Raw genomic sequence first — 20006 nt, forward strand, 5'->3', positions numbered from 1 at the left:
AAAAAAATACTCTTCAACAAATCTTGTATTACAACAGCTTTGTTATTTATGGTAATTTAGTATAAACTAAGAATTTTTAGTATGTTTTAAGGTAAACATGCTTATTTTGTAGAATTGGGGTGATGAATGTATAAAAGAAAGCTAATAGCTATCGCTCTTTTATATGTCTATGAAAAATATATCTTTACGTCTAAAAATGTTTATTTTTTCGTTTATTATTGTCCTTTTTTCTATAGCAACAAGTGGTGCTATCATGATCCATAACCTTTCGGGTGCATTTGAGAAAGAATTTGGAGCACGAGCCATTGCTATCGCGAGAACCGTTTCACAACTGACAGATGTACAAAATAATGTTGGGAAGCCGAATGGATTTGAAGTTATTCAACCTATTGCGGAGAGAATTCGTTTAACAACTGATGTTGATTATATCGTGATTATTGATATGAATAAAATCCGCTATTCTCACCCTTCCGAGAGCAAACTCGGCACAGTTTTTGAGGGTGGAGACGAAATAGAAGCTTTTTCACAGCATGAATACATATCAAAAGCTCAGGGAGTGCTTGGCTATTCCATCCGTGCATTCGTTCCTATAATGAATGAAGAAGGTACACAACAAGTTGGTGTTATTACAGTTGGGTTACTCACCCCAAAATGGTACAACCTACTAGATGAATATCAATTTGATATATTGATTTCTCTTTTTTGGGGACTAGCTATTGGATTAGGTGGTTCAGTCTGGGTGGCTAATCACCTAAAGCGTCAAACATTTAACTTAGAACCATACGAAATCGCACGCTTAGTCGAAGAGCGATCTGGCATTATACAGGCAATGGATATCGGTATATTAGCAACTGACGAAAGCGGTAATGTATCATTTATTAACCGTCTCGCAAGGCAGTATACTCATTTCTTTGAACAGAGAATTTCCCGCAAAGAATTATTTAATGGGACATGGCTTGCGGAAGACATTTTACAGCAGCATGAAATATATAGACCTTTACTTATACATGACCAGATGTATTTAGTACGCACATTCCCTATTCGAATTTTAGATCAAAATGCTGGATACCTTATAATGTTAACGGATCGTAAAGAGGCAAATATGTTAGCTGAAGAATTAACAGGGATTAAAATGCTTGTGGATTCCTTACGAGCTCAACAGCATGAATATATGAACCGTTTACATAGTATTGCAGGATTAATTCAACTAGATCGTAATGATGAAGCTTTGAGTCTTATTATTGATGAAATTACGGATGAAGAGGAAATTATACAAATTTTACATGATAAAATACTTGATTACTCGATCCAAGGTTTATTGCTTGGGAAGTACTCGCGAGCAAAAGAACTCGGCGTGGAACTGACCATTGATGATGATTCAAAACTAGACGATATTATGAGCGGTTTTTCTAGTGGTGATTTGGTAACAATAATTGGGAATTTGCTGGATAACGCGATGGAAGCATGCTTTGAGTGTACGTATAAAGATGTACGATTAACGTTAATTGGCGATAAGCATTATCTATATATAGAAGTACAGGATAGTGGCTTGGGGATAATAGGTTTACCGCATCGAATTTTCGAATATGGTTTTACTACCAAACAAAAGGAAGGACATGGTATTGGCCTTGCACTTGTTAAACAAATTGTAGAATCTAATAACGGAAATATACAAGTTGAATCAACAGTCAATATCGGTACAAATATTACTATTGAGGTAGGGATGATAGAAGAACAATGAGCATACTTTCAGTTTTTATTGTAGAAGATGATCCAATGGTGCTTGAAATAAATAAAGGTTTTTTAAATAAAATGGTTGGTTTTCAGCTTGTAGGCGAATCGATCACTGGTCGTGATGCTTACGAAAAAATTAAAGTGAAAAAACCAGATTTAATTTTACTAGACATGTTTTTACCAGATATGACTGGTATGGAATTATTTTTAAAACTCCGTTCAGAAAGGATTCCCTCAGATATTATTCTGATAACAGCTGCGCGGGATGCTCCGACTGTTCAAGAGGCTTTACGATTTGGTGCAAGCGATTATCTCATTAAGCCCTTCCGTTTCGAACGTTTTGAAAAAGCTTTACAGCAATATAAAAATAGCTCTAAGTTATTTTCTAATTGCACGGCCTTAAATCAAGAGGATATTGATAATTGGCTAGGTATACAACAAGGGTCAAATGAATTACCTAAAGGCTTAAACAATTTAACGATGAAACAAATATTAGATTATTTAACAACATATCGAGTAGCTATAACCTCCGAGCAGCTGGCCCAAAATGTTGGAATGGCAAGGGTCACAGTTCGAAAATACCTAGATTTTTTAGCAACTAAAGGAACCGTTAGCATTGAACTACAATATGGAACAGTTGGACGACCAACGAAATATTATTCTATAAAATAGTTGAGCACAAATAGTTATTAAAATAAAAACTCATATAGAATCTGCTATTTTTCTTATTATGCATAGCTTTATGATGCTTTACTATGCACATTAATAAAAGAAAAGTAAGCAGATTCTTTTTTCTCTAGCAATCATCTTGTATTATAACAATTTATCAATATAACTAATTGTTATATACCATAAATACCAAAATGTTCATTAAAACCATAATATTGAATATTTATTCGTATAAAATACAATAGAAAGCGTTCACATCTTATACAGTTAGGAGTGAATTGACATGTGGCGTAACCCTATAAAAGTACTTTTCTTAAACTTATGTTTTTTAACCATCCTTATAGGCTGTCAACAGCAAACCTATCCAACTGACAATGAGCAATTAAGTCATGAAGAACAAATTGTCATTCGCTTTTCACATGTTGTTGGTGAAAACACACCTAAAGGAATGGCAGCAATTAAATTTGCGGAGCTTATTAAGGAACGAAGTAATGGTCATGTAGAGATTCAAGTTTTTCCGAATGGTGTACTGTACAAGGATGGTGAGGAGATGAATGCTCTTTTAAGAGGAGATATTCAGATGATTGCCCCTGCCATTTCAAAAATTACTACGTTTGTACCCGAATGGTCTGTCATGGATTTACCTTATGCATTTAAAAATGCACAAGAAGTTCATACATATGTTGAAAGCGAAGTTGGACAATCATTAATGAAGAGATTAAATAAACACAATCTAATCTCGATGGGCATATGGGATAGTGGCTTTAAACAGTTAAGTAATAGTATTCGTCCCATCCAAAACTTAACTGATCTACAAGGCTTACGCATGAGAATAATGCCAAGTGATATTTTAGCCGAGCAATTTTCCATTGCCGGTGCCTATCCTAGACGAATCGATTTTAATACGGTCTTCCATCAACTACAAAAAGGCAATGTTGATGGGCAAGAAAATACGCTCACTAATATTACAAGCAAAAATCTACATTCACTTCAAGATTACTTAACTATTAGTAATCATGGCTATCTAGGCTATTTGTTATTAATGAATAATGAATTTTGGAATTCCCTCCCTAAAAATGTACAGGAGCTTTTGATTGATACTCTTGAGGAAGTACAAACATGGGAGTGGCAACAAGCAGAGAATTTAAGTGCAGAAAGACTTCAGGAAATGGAAGCATGTCAATGCATACAAATTCATTATTTAACGGAGGAAGAAATAGAGGATTGGGAAAACGCCTTTAAACCTGTATACGACTATTATACAGAAAATTATGGTTTTAAATATATTGAGGCACTTCCTAAAAATCAATTTCATTAGCTAGGGTTTAAAAGGTTGCCCTTTTAACTATAAATATATATTTTAGGGGGATATAGAATGAAAAAATGGCTTTTCATGTCATTCATGGCTTTGCTTTTACTAGTACTTGCGGCTTGTGGTGGCGACAAAAAAGAACAAGCTTCTGCTCCAGCAGCTGAGGGAGATGGTGGCTACACCAAAGAAAAACCTCTTGTTATTAAATTCTCGCATGTAACTTCAATTGATAGTGTTAAAGGTAAAGCAGCTGAGGCATTTGCAAAATTAGTAGATGAAAAAACAGAGGGTAAAGTGAAAGTTGAGGTTTATCCATCCTCGCAACTTTATGGAGATAACGATGAATTAGATGCCTTAGTATCAGGAAATGTGCATATGATTGCTCCTTCTGTAACGAAAATGGTAAAAATCGATCCTCGTTGGCAATATGTTGATATGCCATACCTTTTTGAAAATCAAGAGCATGCTCGTAAGTTCTTTAATTCAGATGTTGCAAAACTGATTCTAGAATCTGACCAACTAGCAGCTAACGATATTAAAGGTCTCGTTTTCTGGGAAAATGGCTTTAAACACTTTTCCAATAACAAACACTCACTTGTGACAGTGGACGATTTTAAAGGACTAAAATTCAGAGCACAAGCAGGTAAAGTTTTAGAATCGCAGTTTAAAGCTTTGAATGCTGGTTCTGCGACAATTGCATTTGGTGAAACATACGCTGCCTTACAACAAGGAACAGTAGATGGACAAGAAAACACTTTTAATAACTTTGATACTCAAAAATATCAAGAAGTTCAAAAGTACTTCTCCGTGTCTGAACATGGTCGTCTAGACTATGCCATCTTTGTAAACAAAACATTCTGGGAAAAAATACCTTCGGAGCTATTGACAGCAGTTGAAGAATCATTAAATGAGGCAACAACGTTAGCTTGGGATTTAGCTGCGGAAGAAAACGAAAAATCATTCGAAAACATTAAAAACTCTGGTATTGAAGTCATTGAGCTATCAGATGCTGAAAAAGAAGCCATCAAAAAACAACTGGAACCAGTTTATGAAGAGTTTACTGATGTTATCACAGAAGAACTCATTAATGGTATTCGTGATTTAAAATAAACAGAGTTCTTAAAAAAACTTACTATTCCAACAATTGGTTGATGTAAGAAAATCGTAACAACTTCTTGGGTATTCTTTGTTAGGAAGTTGCACTGTAGTAGACGATTTATCGTCAATATCAATAATTTTATTAGTATATCGCTTACTTACAAACGGGTGCTAAGAAGCTCACTTCAAACTGCAACATTTACAGTGGGAATAAAAGCATCCGTTTTTAACTTTAAATAAAGGAGGCAACAACATGAAGACCGTTTATAAAATATGGGGCTACTTAGAAGAAATTCTTGCTGGAATTTTTTTCGTAGCAGGTGTTGTACTCATTTTTTATGGGGTTATTATGCGCTACATATTCAATGAACCACAAGCATGGGTAGAGGAATTAGCACGCTATTCTATAATTTGGGGTACATTTTTGGGGTTCGGGTTAGCTCTTCGCCACAATCAGCATATACAGGTGGATATTCTATATGACAAGTTAAAGCCATCAAAAAAACGTCTATTAGATTTAGTAGCAACAGGTTTGAGCATCGCCTTTTGCTTAATTTACACGTACTATGGTTTTGTTTTAGTGGAAAATCGCTATACATCTGGTATGGTTTCACTTGATATAGGGATTCCAATGTGGATTGTCTATTTAGTCCTACCTCTTTCAGGTATTTTATTTTTACTAAGATTCGTAGAACGATTAGTTAATATTCTACGAGGAAAGGATGAAGAATATGCTAATCCTCTTACTTAGTTTCTTTTTGCTATTATTTCTACGAGTTCCTGTTGCTATTAGCTTAGCACTATCAACAATTCTAGTGTTCTTCCAAATAGATTTTAATATGAATATGATTCCACAGCGCATTTTTACTGCATTAGATTCCTTCCCTATGATGGCCATCCCTGGATTCGTGTTGGCTGGCGTATTAATGGCGCGCGGTGGAATATCAAAATATTTAATTGAAGCTTTACGTGCATGGATTGGTCACCTGCCAGGTGGTCTTGCAGTTGTTACAATTGTTGCCTGTGCTATTTTTGCCGCTATTTCAGGCTCTTCACCTGCCACAGCAGCAGCAATCGGCTCTATTATGATCCCTGCAATGATTTCAGCAGGCTATAAAAAACGTTATTCGATGGGACTTGTTGCAGCAGGTGGTACATTAGGAATTTTAATTCCACCGAGTGTTCCATTAATTATTTATGGTATCACCTCGGAGCAATCAATTGGTGAATTATTTATGGCTGGGGTTCTTCCTGGATTAGCTTTAACAGGCATTTTAATTATTGCTGCCATCTTTTATGCGAAACGCAATGGATTTAATGGAGATCAACCAGCTTCTTGGGAAGAACGTGGGCGTAAATCTTTAAAAGCCATTTGGGGAGCCTTTTTACCTTTTTTAATTTTAGGAACAATCTATTCAGGAGTTGTGACACCAACTGAATCAGCGGTGATTGCAGTTTTCTATGGCCTTATTGTATCCTTATTTATCTATCGTGAAATGAAGCTAAAGGATTTCCGCGAAGTATTAGTAGAATCTATTAATATTACCGCTATGATTTTCTTAATAATAGGTGCCGCTTCTTTATTTGGGCTTTATTTAACTAATGCACAAGTACCACAACAAGTTGGCGCATGGATTGCTGAAAGTGATTTAAATAAGTGGATTTTTATGATCATTGTCAATATTTTGTTCTTTATTATGGGTATGTTCTTAGAAGCTGTCTCTATTATTTTAATCACTTTACCAATATTATTGCCAATTCTTGCACACTTCGATATCAATCTATTACACTTTGCCATTATTATGACGATTAATATGGAATTAGGTATGATCACACCACCAGTTGGATTGAATCTCTTTGTGGTAAGTGGGATAGCAAAAGAAAAACTTGGGGAAGTGGTAAAAGGCGTTATACCGTTTATCATTTTAATGATTATCTTCTTAGCACTTGTTGTCTTAATCCCACAACTTTCTCTCTGGTTACCAGAGCAAATGAAATAAGGCTTTAAGATGGGTATAAATACAAAGGGTTATTCAATAAGAGATCGCTCTTTTTGGACAATTGTCATTAGTTTGGGCGGGGCTTCCGTTTTTGTCTTTGCTGCAATGTATTCTGTTCAGCCCCTGCTCCCTTTCTTTACAGAGCAATTTCATATTTCTGTATCCGTTGCAAGTCTATCCGTATCTATGACTACTCTATCAGTAATTGTTGGATTAATCGTGCTAGGTTTTTTATCAGATCGTTATGGAAGAGTTTTGTTCATTCATTTATCCATAGTTTTTACTGTCATACCTTTTTTTTTCATGCCACTAACTGATTCTTTTTCTACTATTATTTTATTACGCTTTATTCAGGGCTTTGCTATTGCAGGTGTACCTGCAGCAGCACTTGCCTATCTTAGTGAAGAAATTGATCAACAATCAATGGGCTTTGCCACTGCATTGTATATTTCTTGTAATGCACTAGGCGGAACAATTGGTAGACTCATGATGGGGTATATCACTGAATATTTATCATGGAAAATGGCATTTGTTTCATTAGCCATTATGGGGTGCATCGTTATGGTAATTGTCTGGTGGATGCTACCTAAATCCAAAAATTTTTCGGTACAACAGCGTACGATTCAACAAGATTTACAAGGCTTTTGGTTCCATTTGAAAAACCCTCAATTATTAATACTTTTTGGTTTAGGAGTTATTTTACAATTATCCTTTACTGGGGTTTGGTCATTTATTCCCTATTACTTAACAGCGCCTCCTTTTCTATTATCTTTACAAAGCATTTCTTTTATCTTTTTAGCCTATGGTTTAGGTATTATTGGTTCGCCTATTGCTAATGCACTTGCAGGAAAAGTTGGATTAAATACCATTCGAACATTTGGTGTTTGTTTATTAACTGTGGGAATACTTTTTACATTAAGCAAGTCACTTTTCATTATTGTAATTGGACTTTGTCTAGCATGTTTAGGTTTTTTTACTGCTCATGCATTAACTTCCTCATTGGTAAGTCGGCTAGCTCTTTATCAAAAAGGAAGCGCCTCTAGTCTATATCTGGTCGCTTATTACCTTGGGGTGGCCTCTGGAAGTACAATACTAAGCCCTGTTTGGTCATTATTTCAGTGGCATGGTATCGTAATCATTACTGCTTTTCTGCCAATAACATACCTATTTATTTTAAATTCGCTACAGAAACAGCAAAAAAGAGATGTACTCAAAAAATGAGCATCTCTTTTTTTGCTAATTCATTGTTTTTTTACAAGGACAATTGCTTTCATTTCTTTATAATAAATACACAACAAAATTCCTACTAAAATTAATAAAGAGCCATATATTTGAACACTTGTAGGGAATTGTTTTAAAAATACCGCACTCAATAGCATGGCTATAGCTGGCTCAAAGTTTAACAACAGTGACGCATTTGTTGAGCCAACCTCCTTCATTTTTTGATTCCATATTAAATTGCTTACCCCGTGGATAATAATCGCTGATAAAATGAGCAAAAACCAATAGGGCATTGCAACTTGCCAATTCGTCTGCGGCAAAATAGTAAATGAAAACGGCACGAGCACCAGTAAACCTATTAAATTTGTATAGAACGTAATCGACTGGGCTGACATTTTCTGACTAAGATGATTGACAATAATGAGGAACAAAGCAAAGCTTAGCATTGTAATTAAGCTCAACACTTCACCCAAACCGATTGAAATGGTGATAAGTGCCCCTTTTGTAATGATGAGGCCAACACCAACAAATGAAAGTATTGCACCTAGCCAAAAAATGCCGTTCCGTGATTCATGATAGATCATTTTATTCAGTAGAGATGTAACAATCGGTGCACAGGCTAATATTAAAGCGGCAGTGATAGGAGAAGTGTGCTGGAGACTAGCATAAAAGCTATAGTGATTAATGGAAACGCCTAGTATTCCTGCAAGGATCAATAACAATAAATCATTTCTTGTAAATGTTGTTCGGAAAATTATTTTCCAACTAATACTTCCTAAAAACAGAACAATGACAATCAATCTAAAAATGGCGACTGTTAAAGGATCCCAATGGTCTATTAAAATAGAGCCAATAATGAAGTTACTAGCCCAAAAAAATACACAGCTAAATAAAATCATATAGATTGTTAGTTGTTTCATATTTTATCACACCCGCAAATAAAGAGATTTCTACATAAGTAATGGTAAATCTACTTTCCTTTATTCATCTTTTCTATTAAAACATAAGTATAGCAAACTAGAAAATTTCTAGTTTGCTATGTTATCTAAATAAGGGGGATTTAGATTTATGCTTTGTTGATAAACTTACCTTTAGACATAACCACTCGGTTGGATGGTTTACGTGCAATAACTTCAGCGCTTGAAACTGCGTCAAAGAATACAAAACTTGCTTCGTCCTTCACATTCGGCCAAACCTTCTGACCATTTGCATCCAATGATGTGATACCATTTGTAATATATTTTAATGTTTGTCGAATCGAACGTTCGTCAAGTTTACGAGAAATGTCTGCAAAAGTAGTCGCTTTTTCTAAAATATCTCCTGAGCCATTAGGACTCCAAGAATCATAAAAGCCGTCACAACCAAAGTGGACATCCACGCCGCGCTCTGCTAGTAATTCAATTGGTGGAATTAATCGTCGCAAATCAAATGGCACCGTTGACATTATTTTCACTTGTTGTTGTGCTAAACGATCTGCAATTTTATGCTGCTCCATGATAGATACATCACCAAGTGAAAAGGCATGACTTATCGCCGTTCTCCCCTGATATTTGGCATCCTCCACGATATCTATCCATTTATCGATTGTATAATACCCAACATGCCCACCATCATGTAAATGAATATCGACATCAACATTAAATTCCTGTGCAATATCCATCACTTCATAAAGAGAAGGCTCAATCGAGTTATCGATGCCAGCTGGATCTAGGCCGCCAATCATCGTCGCTCCATTGCGTAAAGCTTCACGCAATAATTTAGGGACATCATCTCTTAATAGACCATGCTGTGGAAAGGCAATGACTTCGGATGTCACGACATCTTTATAATCGTCCAATGCCGCTAGTACACCTTCTAAATTTTTCAAACCAATGTATGGATCGATATTGACATGTGTACGAATATGATTCGCACCATTCTTAAGGATTTTTTCAATCATTGCAGCCGCACGTTGTTTACCTGTTGTAGCAAGAACGGATAACTCTTGTGCTTCACGATCAAGTCGTTCCTTTAAATTCTTTACGGGCACACAAGCCTTCCACGGTAAAGATAAGTATGTTTTATCTAAATGATTATGCATTTCCTTAAAGGCAGGTAATAGCAGCTTCCCTTTCATATCTGTGACTTCGTTTTGAGAATCGATTGCGTCTGTTGCGGATACAATTTGCGAAATGAAGCCATCTGTAATTTCAAGGTGAAAAAGCTCCACTTTCGTTCCAACTGTATTATTTTCCTTTAGATATTCTCCTGTTTCAAGTAGAACATTTGTCAGCCAGTGCTTCATCTGAATTCTCCTTTCAACTCTCCTACATCCTGTTGGTGAATCATTTTGCCTTGTGAAATGACCGTAGTAATTGGGCATCTTCTTGCTATCACATGGGCAGTGCTCACGCCATCCACTAACAGCATATTCGCTTTATCACCAACTTGTGGCCAAACCCGTTCTCCAGCATCATTCAATGGTGTGATACCGCCCGAGGCGTATTTCCAAGCTCGACTTAATGAATATTCATCAATAAAACGGAATCTCTCCGCCATGACATTTAATTTCATAATCGTATTACCAGTACCATAAGGTGACCAATGATCTGTTAAGCTATCATGTCCGACTGATACCTTTACACCATTGTTATAAAGATAAGGAATTGGTAGGGTCGAACGGTTCAAATCGATTGGTACAGTTGTTGTTACATCCATTTGTACCTCAGCCATGGCTTGAACTAAATTTTCTAAACGTGACTGTTCTAAATCAGCTAGTGCCATCGCATGGCTAATTGTGATTTGACCTTCTTTTTTCGCCTGTTTCGTTAACTCAATCAGTTTATAAAATTCAAATTCGCCTAGTGTGTTCGCTGTGTGAATATGAATATCGATCCCTGCATTATAGTCTTGGGCAATACCCATCGTTGTTTGCAATGACTTTTCGATATTGCGATCTACAATGGATGGGTCAACGCCTCCAACAAGCGTTGCTCCCATCGCCATTGCCTCACGGATTAGTCCCTCTACATTGGAGCGTAATAAGCCATGCTGTGGAAAGGCCACAATATCATAGGTGATTTGATCTTGATAGTTTGCTAAAACCTGTTTTGTCATTTCAATATGCTTTGTCCCAATTTGTGGGTCAACATTACAATGGGAACGAATATGTGTGTGTCCTTGGGAAATGAGCCACTTCACCATTTCCTCAGCTCGATAAGCAGCTGTCGGCAATTGTTTAGGTAGTAGTGTTCTTTCTTCTTCAATGCGTGTTAAAATCCCTTTAGTAATGGGTCTTGGTGCCTGCCATTCTCCGCCGAAATACGTTTTATCAATATGAATATGCATTTCTCGGAATGAAGGGACTAATAGTTGCTGCTGTGCATCTATTACTTCTACATCTTCATCAGCCACTATATCCTTATCTACTTGTTGAACATGCCCATCTTCGATTAGAACATCATAAATACCTGTACGAGTAGCAACAATGTGTTCATTTTCGCGCTCATATGCTTCTTCTAATCTCACATTTTTCAGCAATAGTTTACTCATAGTTTCCTCCCAATTGGTATTTTTTCGTCTATCACCAAATTTGATTACTCTACAATTTCAACGCCACTGATCATCGTGTAGTTAGATGCATCTAACCAGAAACCTTTTACAGCATTGCTGTAAACTGCTAAATGCTCATAGTTACGCACTGGAATATACACAGCTTCGTCTAACTCGATTTGCATTGCTTTTTTGTAGATTTCATTACGTGCCTCTTGGTTTGCTTCAGAACGCCCTTGCTCAATTAGCTTGTCTACTTCTGGATTTGAATAGTAGAAATGGTTTCCTGGAGGCCCCATAGATGCAGTGTGGAATAGATTGTATTGGTTATAATCAGCATCACCCGTTGCATTACCCCAACCACTAATAAAGATTTGATGCTGTTCTTTCGTAATTTCAGAAATAAATGCACCATACTCCATTACTTGAATATCAACATCTAATCCGATTCCTTTTAATTGAGATTGAATAACCTCCGCCATGTTGATACGCTCTTTACGGTCACTTGTCAGTAATTTAACTTTTGTTCCCTCTTGAACGCCAGCTTCTTTTAACAATTCTTTAGCTTTCACTACATCATAGTCATACGGTTTCGTTTCACTAGAATATCCAATAATTTTTGGACTCATTGCAGAATTTGCAAGTGTTCCTACATTATCATAAATACCGCTAATAATTGCTTCACGGTCAACAGCATAGCTAATAGCTTGACGTACTTTTACATCCGATAATAACGTATCTTTCACATTGAATCCGATAAATTCTACAGCTAGTCCTTCTGCACGGAATAAATTCATTGTTGAAGAATTTTCAATACGATCAATCTCTGTTACAGGTACTTGTTCAGCAATATGTGCTTCTCCACTTTCAATCATTGCTAGACGAGTAGAATCCTCTGGTACAACTTTAAATGTTACTTTATCTAGTTTCGGTACAGTTCCCCAATAGTCTTCATTCGAAGTTAAAGTAATTTCTTGACCAGATTTCCAAGTTTCAAATACAAATGGGCCTGTTCCTACTGGATGAGTTGCTAATTCGTCCGCTGCTTCAGCAATCGCTTTTGGGCTCATCATACTCCCCTCTTGACTGGCTAAAATAGATAGAAGCGGAGCATATGGTTCTTTTAATTTCAACGTTACAACATATTCATCATCTACCACTACTTCACTAATCATAGATAATTTATCACGCTGTGGTGATCCAGTTGCAGGATCTAGAATTCGGTCAAATGTCGCTTTTACAGCCTCTGCATTAAAATCTGCTCCATCATGGAATTTAATGCCTTCATTCAATGTAAATGTCCAAGTGACTTCATCTTTTTGCTCCCACTCTTTTGCAAGTAATGGAACAATTTTACGATCTCTATCAAAAGCGACAAGTGTTTCATATACCTTGCCATGAATAATATTTGCTGATGGAATATCTGTAATAAAGTGAGGATCAAGACTTGTCGCATCTGCTGCTCTTAGAACAACTAATTCTCCTCCTACGCTTTTTGATCCCTCTTTGGAACCTTCTGTACTATTATTGCTAGCAGTAGAGCAGGCTTGCAGAATAAGTACAGTCATTAGTGCCATGAATAAAAACAACTTCATTTTCTTCATCAACATTTCCTCCTTGTGTGATTTGTTCCTTACATTTCGAATTATAAAGAAATAAAATTCACTTGTTTTTTAATATTTTTACGTGTTTTTTAAATTTTCTGACTAATAAGCCATAAAATATTTACATTCTTTACGCTTTTCACTAAATTGAAATCAACTCAAATAGAAAAGGAGTATTCGATATGAATAAAGTAGCAACTACTATTGATCGTTCTGTTTTAGTGAATGCACGCAAGGCATCTAGAAAAAAGAATCTTGTGTCTTTCCTAAACAAAATCAAAAAAAATAAAGCAGCTGTCGCAGGAGGCATCATCATTCTTCTATATATATTGATGTTTCTTCTCGGGCCCATTTTAGCCCCCTACGATCCCTACGACGTACAATTAGATCAAAAATTACAAGGGCCAAGCGTTGACCATCTAATGGGAACGGATGACAAAGGGCGAGATATTTTAAGTCGAATTTTATATGGAACCCGTTTATCAATTGGTGTTGGTATTTCAGCTGTTTTATTCGGCGGTACAATCGGCACTTTCTTAGGCCTTATTGCTGGCTATTATGGCAGATGGGTTGATTCTATTATTAGTCGAATTTTAGATATCATGCTTGCCTTCCCTGGTATTTTGCTAGCTTTAGCGATTGTCAGTGCATTGGGACCAAGCCTTATCAATGTCACAATTGCTGTTGGGTTTTTCTCTATTCCCATGTTTGCTCGTATAGTACGTGGTTCAACAATGGAAGTTAAAAAATTAGAATATATCGATGCTGTCAAAACACTTGGAGCAAATGATATGACGATTTTAATTAAGCATATTTTTCCAAATATTTTATCACCTATTATTGTACAAGCATCTATGCGCTTAGCAACCGCTATTCTATCTGCAGCAGGTCTATCATTTTTAGGTTTAGGTGCTCAGCCACCATCTCCTGAATGGGGTGCCATGCTTTCTAACGGACGAGATTTCCTATTTACCGCTCCTTATATGGCGCTATTCCCAGGTATTATGATTTCTATACTTGTATTAGGCTTTAACTTATTTGGTGACGGTTTACGCGATGCACTCGATCCAAGAATGAAAAATTAAAGGAGAGAAGACACATGACATTATTTATCTTAAAACGACTAGCTCAAATTATTCCTGTGACACTTGGTGTAACGCTTGTTGTTTTTCTAATTATGCAGATGATTCCTGGAGACCCAGCGATTATTTTAGCAGGAGAAGGAGCTTCTCAAGAAACAGTGGCAGAATTACGTGAAAATTTAGGACTCAATAAACCATTAGCAGTTCAATATACAGACTATATTAAAAATCTTCTACAAGGAGATATGGGTAACTCTTTAAAAAATAATCAACCAGTATTCGAGGAAATTACCTCCCGATTACCAATTACAATAGAGCTAGCCTTTTATAGTATTTTAATCACCATTGTTCTGGGGCTTATTGCGGGTATTATCTCCGCTATCCGTCCTTATTCATTGATGGATGTAGGATTAATGGTTGTCGCCTTATTAGGAATTTCCCTTCCAAGCTTCTGGTTAGGAATTTTATTAATGTATGTATTCTCTGTACAGTTACACTGGCTTCCTGTAGCAGGCTGGGATAGTGCCAAACATATTATTCTACCAGCTGTCACACTTGGTGCTGGTGGAGCTGCCATCGTCGCTCGTATGACTCGCTCTAGTATGTTAGAGGTTGTAAACCAAGACTATATACGAACAGCGAAAGCAAAAGGCTTAAAAGGGTACATCATCATTTTAAAACACGCATTACGCAATGCCTTGATTCCAGTTATTACAGTAGTAGGCTTACAGTTTGGTAGTTTACTTGGTGGAACAGTTTTAGTTGAATCGGTTTTCGCTGTAAACGGATTAGGACGAATGATTGTAGATGCCATTCGAACACGTGATATACCAGTCGTACAAGGTGGCGTTCTTGTTGCCTCATTAATATTTGTTTTCATTAATCTTTTTGTAGACATAATGTACCGATTCTTTAATAAACGAATGGATTTAAACTAAGGAGGGGATAAACGGATGAAACAAGAAACCGTGTTGGAAGTAAAAAATTTACAAACTTATTTTTATTCGAGTGAAGGGGTTGTCAAAGCTGTAGATGGGGTATCCTTTACGCTTCAAAAAGGAGAAACACTGGGCATTGTTGGTGAATCTGGTTGTGGGAAATCCATGACTTCCCTGTCATTACTTCGTTTAGTACCATCGCCTCCTGGTAAAATCATCAATGGCGAAATTTTATTAAATAATAGAGACATTTTGAAACTCTCTGATGAAGAGCTACGTAAAATTCGAGGCAATAAAATCTCGATGATTTTCCAAGAGCCTATGACAAGCTTAAATCCTGTGTTATCCGTTGGAGAGCAAATTGCTGAATCCATTCGATTGCACCAAGGCTTATCACGTAAAGAAGCATGGCAAAAGGCTGTCGATATGATTCGCCTAGTTGGGATTCCTGCACCCGAAAAAAGAGCGAAGCAGGAGCCTTATCAGTTAAGTGGTGGGATGCGACAGCGTATTATGATTGCCATGGCACTAGCGTGTACACCAGATGTGTTAATTGCTGACGAACCGACGACTGCTCTAGATGTAACTATTCAAGCTCAAATTATTGATATTATTCAAAACCTGCAAAAACAACTAGGCATGAGCATTATCTTTATTACCCATGACCTTGGTGTTGTAGCAGAAATCTGCGATAAGATTGCTGTTATGTATGCGGGGCAGGTGGTAGAAGAAGGCACAACAGAAAGTCTTTTTGAAAAACCGCTACACCCTTATACAAATGGATTAATTCAATCATTACCAAAGCTATACGAAGACCAAGAAGAATTATCTACTATTCACGGAACTGTCCCAAGTCCCTATAATTATCCAATTGGCTGCCGTTATGCAGAACGTTGCCCTTTTGCTACGGATTTATGTCGTGAACAACAACCTGAGCTTTTGACTGTTGAGCAAGGAAAAAAGGTAAGATGCTGGATGTACAGTAATGAATGGCAAGGAGAAACACTTTTGAAGGAGCTGACAGTATGACAACAGCGCAACATACACAACCACTATTACAAGTAAATGATTTAAAGCAGCATTTTTTCTTAAAAAAAGAAAAGCTCTTCGGTCCACAGCAGGTTGTAAAAGCTGTGGATGGGGTATCTTTCGACATCATGCCTGGTGAGACCCTCAGTATTGTTGGAGAATCTGGTTGCGGAAAATCAACAACTGGTCGTTCTATTTTAAGATTAGATGAGCCTACTGCTGGAGAGGTATTGTTATTCGGTAAAAATTTAGTGAATATGAGCAAAAAAGAGCTTCGTGCGGCACGCAAGGACATTCAAATTATTTTCCAAGATCCCTATGCGTCCCTTAACCCACGAAGAACGATTCGTAAAATGTTAAGAGAGGCCATGTCTATTCAAAAAATTGTACCACCTGAGCTACAAGAAGCACGTATGATTGAATTAATGTCCCTTGTCGGGTTACGTCCTGAATACTTAGAGCGTTATCCACATGAATTTTCTGGTGGTCAGCGTCAGCGTATTGGTATTGCTAGAGCCCTTGCTGTTAATCCTAAAATTATTATTTGTGATGAGTCTGTTTCTGCCCTAGACGTTTCCATTCAAGCTCAAATACTAAATTTACTAAAACAACTACAAAGAGATTTAGATTTAACCTTTTTATTTATCTCACACGATTTAAGTGTTGTTCGACATATTTCAGACCGTATTATGGTGATGTATCTTGGAAAGGTCGTAGAAATTGCTGATAAGCATTCTCTTTTTACTCAGCCACATCATCCTTATACAAAAGCACTGTTTTCTTCTATACCTGTCATTGATAAGCAGCATCGTAAGGAGCGTATTATTTTAAAAGGTGACTTACCATCACCTCTTAGCCCCCCTACTGGCTGTAGCTTTCACACACGTTGCCCATTCGCAACAGATAAATGTAAAGCAGAAGTACCAGCACTACGAGCGATCACTGCAACACATAAGGTAGCTTGCCATTTCGCAGAAAATTTAGTTTAATGTATCTTACACTTATAAAATAAACGGAGAGGTCATTATGTTACAACCAGAAACCTTCAACATATATATTCTCCTATGTGTAATTGCTCCAATTATTGGAGCTTTTCTGCTTACTTTTATATTTATTTTCGAAAAGCAAATCGATAGCCTTGAGGAGGAAAAAAGAAATTTAGAGCTTGAGCAGGATTTACAAAAAGCAAATATTCTCCAGTTGAATCAGCAAATACAGCCACATTTCTTTTTTAATGCATTAAATTCATTATTAAGCCTAGCTCGCATCAATCGGAAGGAAGATTTGGTTGCGGGCATTGAGGCATTGGCAACATTTTTTAAATTTAAATACAATAATCATGAGGTGTTAATTGCGTTAAAGAACGAGATACAATTTGTCGATAGTTATTTAAATATTCAACAATTGCGATTTGGCCATCGTTTGACTGTAAATAAATATGTTGATGATGAAGCACTATCCGTCCAAATACCACCTTTTATTCTGCAGACCATTATTGAAAATGCCTATAAACATAGCTTTGAAAAACATATAGGACCTGCAGAGCTATCCATTACAATCAAAAAAATGGATAATAGCTTATTAATTGAAATTAAAAATACACAGCCTTTAGAAAAAATAGAAATGACTACTGAACAGGTAGTAGACGAACTGCAGCAAGGTTATGGGCTCGAAAATATTAGAAAACGGCTTGAGCTTATCTATGGGCTAGAAAATATTTTATTCTCGATTCAAAACAATGAACAGCATTACATCGTTACCATCCATGTTCCTGCTTAGGCATTCTATCAACTGGAAGGAGAAAGGAGAATCTCACCATGAATATTTTAATCGCAGATGATGAGCCATTAGAGCTTGAGCAAATGATTTATTTATTAAAGCCACATTTTCCGAATTGGACCTTCCATACTGCCCAAGATGCCTCACAAGCTCTGCAATTAGCTAAGAAGCACCGTATGACTATCGCCTTTTTGGATATTCAAATGCCTGGGAAAGATGGAATCACGTTGAGCAAGGAATTAAAAGCGCTTTATGAGGTAGACATCATCATGGTAACAGCTTATCAAACCTTTGAATATGCCCAACAAGCATTGCGTATCGGGGTAAAGGATTATCTTACAAAACCAGTCATTGCAAGTGAATTAGATGCTATTGTGGAGAAATATAAGGTGTGGAGTTCTAACCATGATGCGATTCAAAGCGCACTTTCCTATATTCATGAAAACTATTATGAAAAACTGAGTCTCAATATTATTGCTGAAAAAATTCATTTGAATCCGAGCTATTTAAGTCGTAAATTTTTGGAGGAGCAGTCTATTGGCATTAATGAATATATTAATAATTATCGCCTAGAAATGGCTGTAAAGAAAATCAATGAAAATCTTGACACAAGTATGTCTGCAATTGCTGAGAGCTGTGGTTTTAATAGTCAGCACTATTTTAGTGTTGCGTTTAAGAAAAAATATAATCAATCACCACGTCAATATAAATCCTCTAAAATGAGTAAAGGTCTTTAGATAGTATGTTAAGGAAGTTTTCATTGCTTGTTCCATTTGCAAGTTTAAGCACAGCAGCAGGAGTCATTATTCTTTTAGCGAGATGGATTAATGGTAATTTATTATTGTCCTCTCCTTCAGCCCTTATTTCTTTTGGTTTTATGGCGGGCATTTGTTATACATTAGCAACAGCTATTTCGTTTATCATACTTGGCTCATTGTTGAATAAGAGCGACTACACACAAAATCAGCATACACAAAGTTTTTTGCTCTTTACCATACAGCGTAAATTGTCTGGAATGAATTTAAAGGTTATACGTCTATTTTACTTGTTAACAGGTATTGAACTTTGGCTTATTCAATTAATAAGCATTAGTGTATTGTCTGAAATTATGTTAAATATTCCAGTCCCTATAACACTTTTTTTCTTTTTAATCGGCATCTTACTTCTTGACCGCATCATGTCAGTGAAAAGTATACTATGGTTGGAAATTTTATTTATTATTGCTCTTTTTTCATTACTTATTTTTATCCCTATTTATTACTTTGTACTAAATGGGGCAAGCACAGTATATGAGGGTATTCGCTTATATCACCCTTATTTATTTTATTTTAAAAATAGCGAAATTCTGCTGTTCTATGTCATTATTCAACTAGCCGTTTTAGGACAAGTATTTTTTGATAAATCAACATGGTATTTAATTGCCTTTATAAAACCAAAAAAAGTACGTAGCAGTCTGTTTTCCTCAGGTGTAATTTTAGCGTTATTAACGCTATCATTTACGGCAATATTAATGATTGCCCTATACAGCGGATCATTTGGCCAATTCCAAGTACTGATTTTTACGTTTTTATATGAAGTGCAACCAGGCTTTCTGACATTTGCTTTTCTCGTCATTGTCCTATTAGCCATTATCACAACCTTGCTTGTAGACATGCGGGCAACGAAACGTTTTTTTGTGACGAAAAGACCCTATTATTTCTATTTGGTTGGCCTGATGATTATTTTATTCACCTGTTTCTTATCTATCGATTTAACGATTTTAGGTGTTATTTATTCTTTTGCCTTTCTGCACATTACCATGCTACCGTTTGTGTTAATCCTTTTATTTACGAATCGCCATGTTCATAAGCATAGTTGGCTTGTCATCCTGCTTTCCATGATCATTGGAATTGGTGTTGGTTTAAGCTTTAATACGCTTTACGGATTAGCTACCAGCTTTATGATCTCGAGTATTTATCAATTAATGCTTCAGACTGAAACGATAGAAAAAAATACCTGAACTCGAGATG

Annotated in this window: 18 protein-coding genes; 14 read left to right on the top strand and 4 right to left on the bottom strand. The window is 36.4% G+C overall.

The features are described 5' to 3' along the window. The first annotated feature begins 253 nt into the window (after nt 1-253). From LCP48_RS17550 to LCP48_RS17580, 7 genes are all read left to right on the top strand, one after another. Nucleotides 254-1741 (top strand): ATP-binding protein, encoded by a 1488-nt coding sequence (locus tag LCP48_RS17550; RefSeq protein WP_004226051.1) that lies wholly within the window; start codon nt 254-256, stop codon nt 1739-1741. After that, complete coding sequence (locus tag LCP48_RS17555; protein WP_004226048.1) at nt 1738-2406, top strand: response regulator; 669 nt, start codon at nt 1738-1740, stop codon at nt 2404-2406. Before LCP48_RS17550 ends, LCP48_RS17555 begins: the two co-directional genes overlap by 4 nt. A 280-nt stretch (nt 2407-2686) precedes the next feature. Then, the gene (locus tag LCP48_RS17560; RefSeq protein WP_004226046.1) at nt 2687-3721 is read left to right on the top strand and encodes a DctP family TRAP transporter solute-binding subunit; all 1035 of its coding nucleotides are present in this window, start codon (nt 2687-2689) and stop codon (nt 3719-3721) included. Between the two features lie 57 nt (nt 3722-3778). Beyond that, the gene (locus LCP48_RS17565; RefSeq protein WP_004226044.1) at nt 3779-4825 is read left to right on the top strand and encodes a DctP family TRAP transporter solute-binding subunit; all 1047 of its coding nucleotides are present in this window, start codon (nt 3779-3781) and stop codon (nt 4823-4825) included. A 241-nt stretch (nt 4826-5066) separates the two neighbouring features. Next, nucleotides 5067-5564 carry a TRAP transporter small permease gene (locus tag LCP48_RS17570; RefSeq protein ID WP_004226043.1) on the top strand — a complete coding sequence of 166 codons (498 nt, stop codon included), beginning with the start codon at nt 5067-5069 and terminating at the stop codon, nt 5562-5564. Next, on the top strand, nt 5545-6813 hold the full coding sequence (locus LCP48_RS17575; RefSeq protein ID WP_004226042.1) for a TRAP transporter large permease: 1269 nt from the start codon (nt 5545-5547) through the stop codon (nt 6811-6813). Before LCP48_RS17570 ends, LCP48_RS17575 begins: the two co-directional genes overlap by 20 nt. A 9-nt stretch (nt 6814-6822) precedes the next feature. Continuing rightward, nucleotides 6823-8034: an MFS transporter gene (locus LCP48_RS17580; RefSeq protein ID WP_004226041.1), complete on the top strand. Its 1212-nt coding sequence runs from the start codon at nt 6823-6825 to the stop codon at nt 8032-8034. A 20-nt stretch (nt 8035-8054) separates the two neighbouring features. Here LCP48_RS17580 and LCP48_RS17585 read toward each other — a convergent pair whose 3' ends face one another. The 4 genes from LCP48_RS17585 to LCP48_RS17600 all read right to left on the bottom strand — a co-directional run bounded on the left by LCP48_RS17585 (nt 8055) and on the right by LCP48_RS17600 (nt 13169). Next, on the bottom strand, nt 8055-8954 hold the full coding sequence (locus LCP48_RS17585; protein WP_009371424.1) for a DMT family transporter: 900 nt from the start codon (nt 8952-8954) through the stop codon (nt 8055-8057). Between the two features lie 146 nt (nt 8955-9100). Then, a complete protein-coding gene (locus LCP48_RS17590; RefSeq protein ID WP_225340398.1) occupies nt 9101-10318 on the bottom strand; it encodes an amidohydrolase in 1218 nt (405 codons plus the stop codon). Next, a complete protein-coding gene (locus LCP48_RS17595) occupies nt 10315-11565 on the bottom strand; it encodes an amidohydrolase family protein (protein WP_225340399.1) in 1251 nt (416 codons plus the stop codon). The genes LCP48_RS17590 and LCP48_RS17595 overlap by 4 nt, the downstream gene beginning before the upstream one ends. Nucleotides 11566-11609: 44 nt before the next feature. Then, a complete protein-coding gene (locus LCP48_RS17600) occupies nt 11610-13169 on the bottom strand; it encodes a glutathione ABC transporter substrate-binding protein (RefSeq protein WP_004226035.1) in 1560 nt (519 codons plus the stop codon). Between the two features lie 182 nt (nt 13170-13351). Here LCP48_RS17600 and LCP48_RS17605 point away from each other — a divergent pair, with 182 nt between their 5' ends. The 7 genes from LCP48_RS17605 to LCP48_RS17635 are packed head-to-tail and all read left to right on the top strand — an operon-like array spanning nt 13352 to nt 19996. Further along, complete coding sequence (locus LCP48_RS17605; RefSeq protein WP_009371432.1) at nt 13352-14254, top strand: ABC transporter permease; 903 nt, start codon at nt 13352-13354, stop codon at nt 14252-14254. Nucleotides 14255-14268: 14 nt separating this feature from the next. Then, nucleotides 14269-15189: a nickel ABC transporter permease gene (gene nikB / locus LCP48_RS17610; protein WP_004226032.1), complete on the top strand. Its 921-nt coding sequence runs from the start codon at nt 14269-14271 to the stop codon at nt 15187-15189. A gap of 15 nt (nt 15190-15204) precedes the next feature. After that, complete coding sequence (locus LCP48_RS17615; RefSeq protein WP_225340400.1) at nt 15205-16218, top strand: ABC transporter ATP-binding protein; 1014 nt, start codon at nt 15205-15207, stop codon at nt 16216-16218. Continuing rightward, the gene (locus LCP48_RS17620) at nt 16215-17207 is read left to right on the top strand and encodes an ABC transporter ATP-binding protein (protein ID WP_004226029.1); all 993 of its coding nucleotides are present in this window, start codon (nt 16215-16217) and stop codon (nt 17205-17207) included. Before LCP48_RS17615 ends, LCP48_RS17620 begins: the two co-directional genes overlap by 4 nt. Before the next feature lie 37 nt (nt 17208-17244). Continuing rightward, complete coding sequence (locus LCP48_RS17625; RefSeq protein ID WP_009371436.1) at nt 17245-17997, top strand: sensor histidine kinase; 753 nt, start codon at nt 17245-17247, stop codon at nt 17995-17997. Between the two features lie 38 nt (nt 17998-18035). Then, nucleotides 18036-18734, top strand: coding sequence for a response regulator transcription factor (locus LCP48_RS17630; protein ID WP_004226027.1), 699 nt, complete (start codon nt 18036-18038; stop codon nt 18732-18734). 23 nt (nt 18735-18757) lie between these two features. Continuing rightward, complete coding sequence (locus tag LCP48_RS17635) at nt 18758-19996, top strand: hypothetical protein (RefSeq protein ID WP_004226025.1); 1239 nt, start codon at nt 18758-18760, stop codon at nt 19994-19996. The last annotated feature ends 10 nt before the right edge of the window (nt 19997-20006 follow it).

This window comes from Lysinibacillus capsici, from assembly GCF_020217405.1.
In the GTDB taxonomy this organism is placed as follows: Bacteria; Bacillota; Bacilli; order Bacillales_A; family Planococcaceae; genus Lysinibacillus; species Lysinibacillus capsici.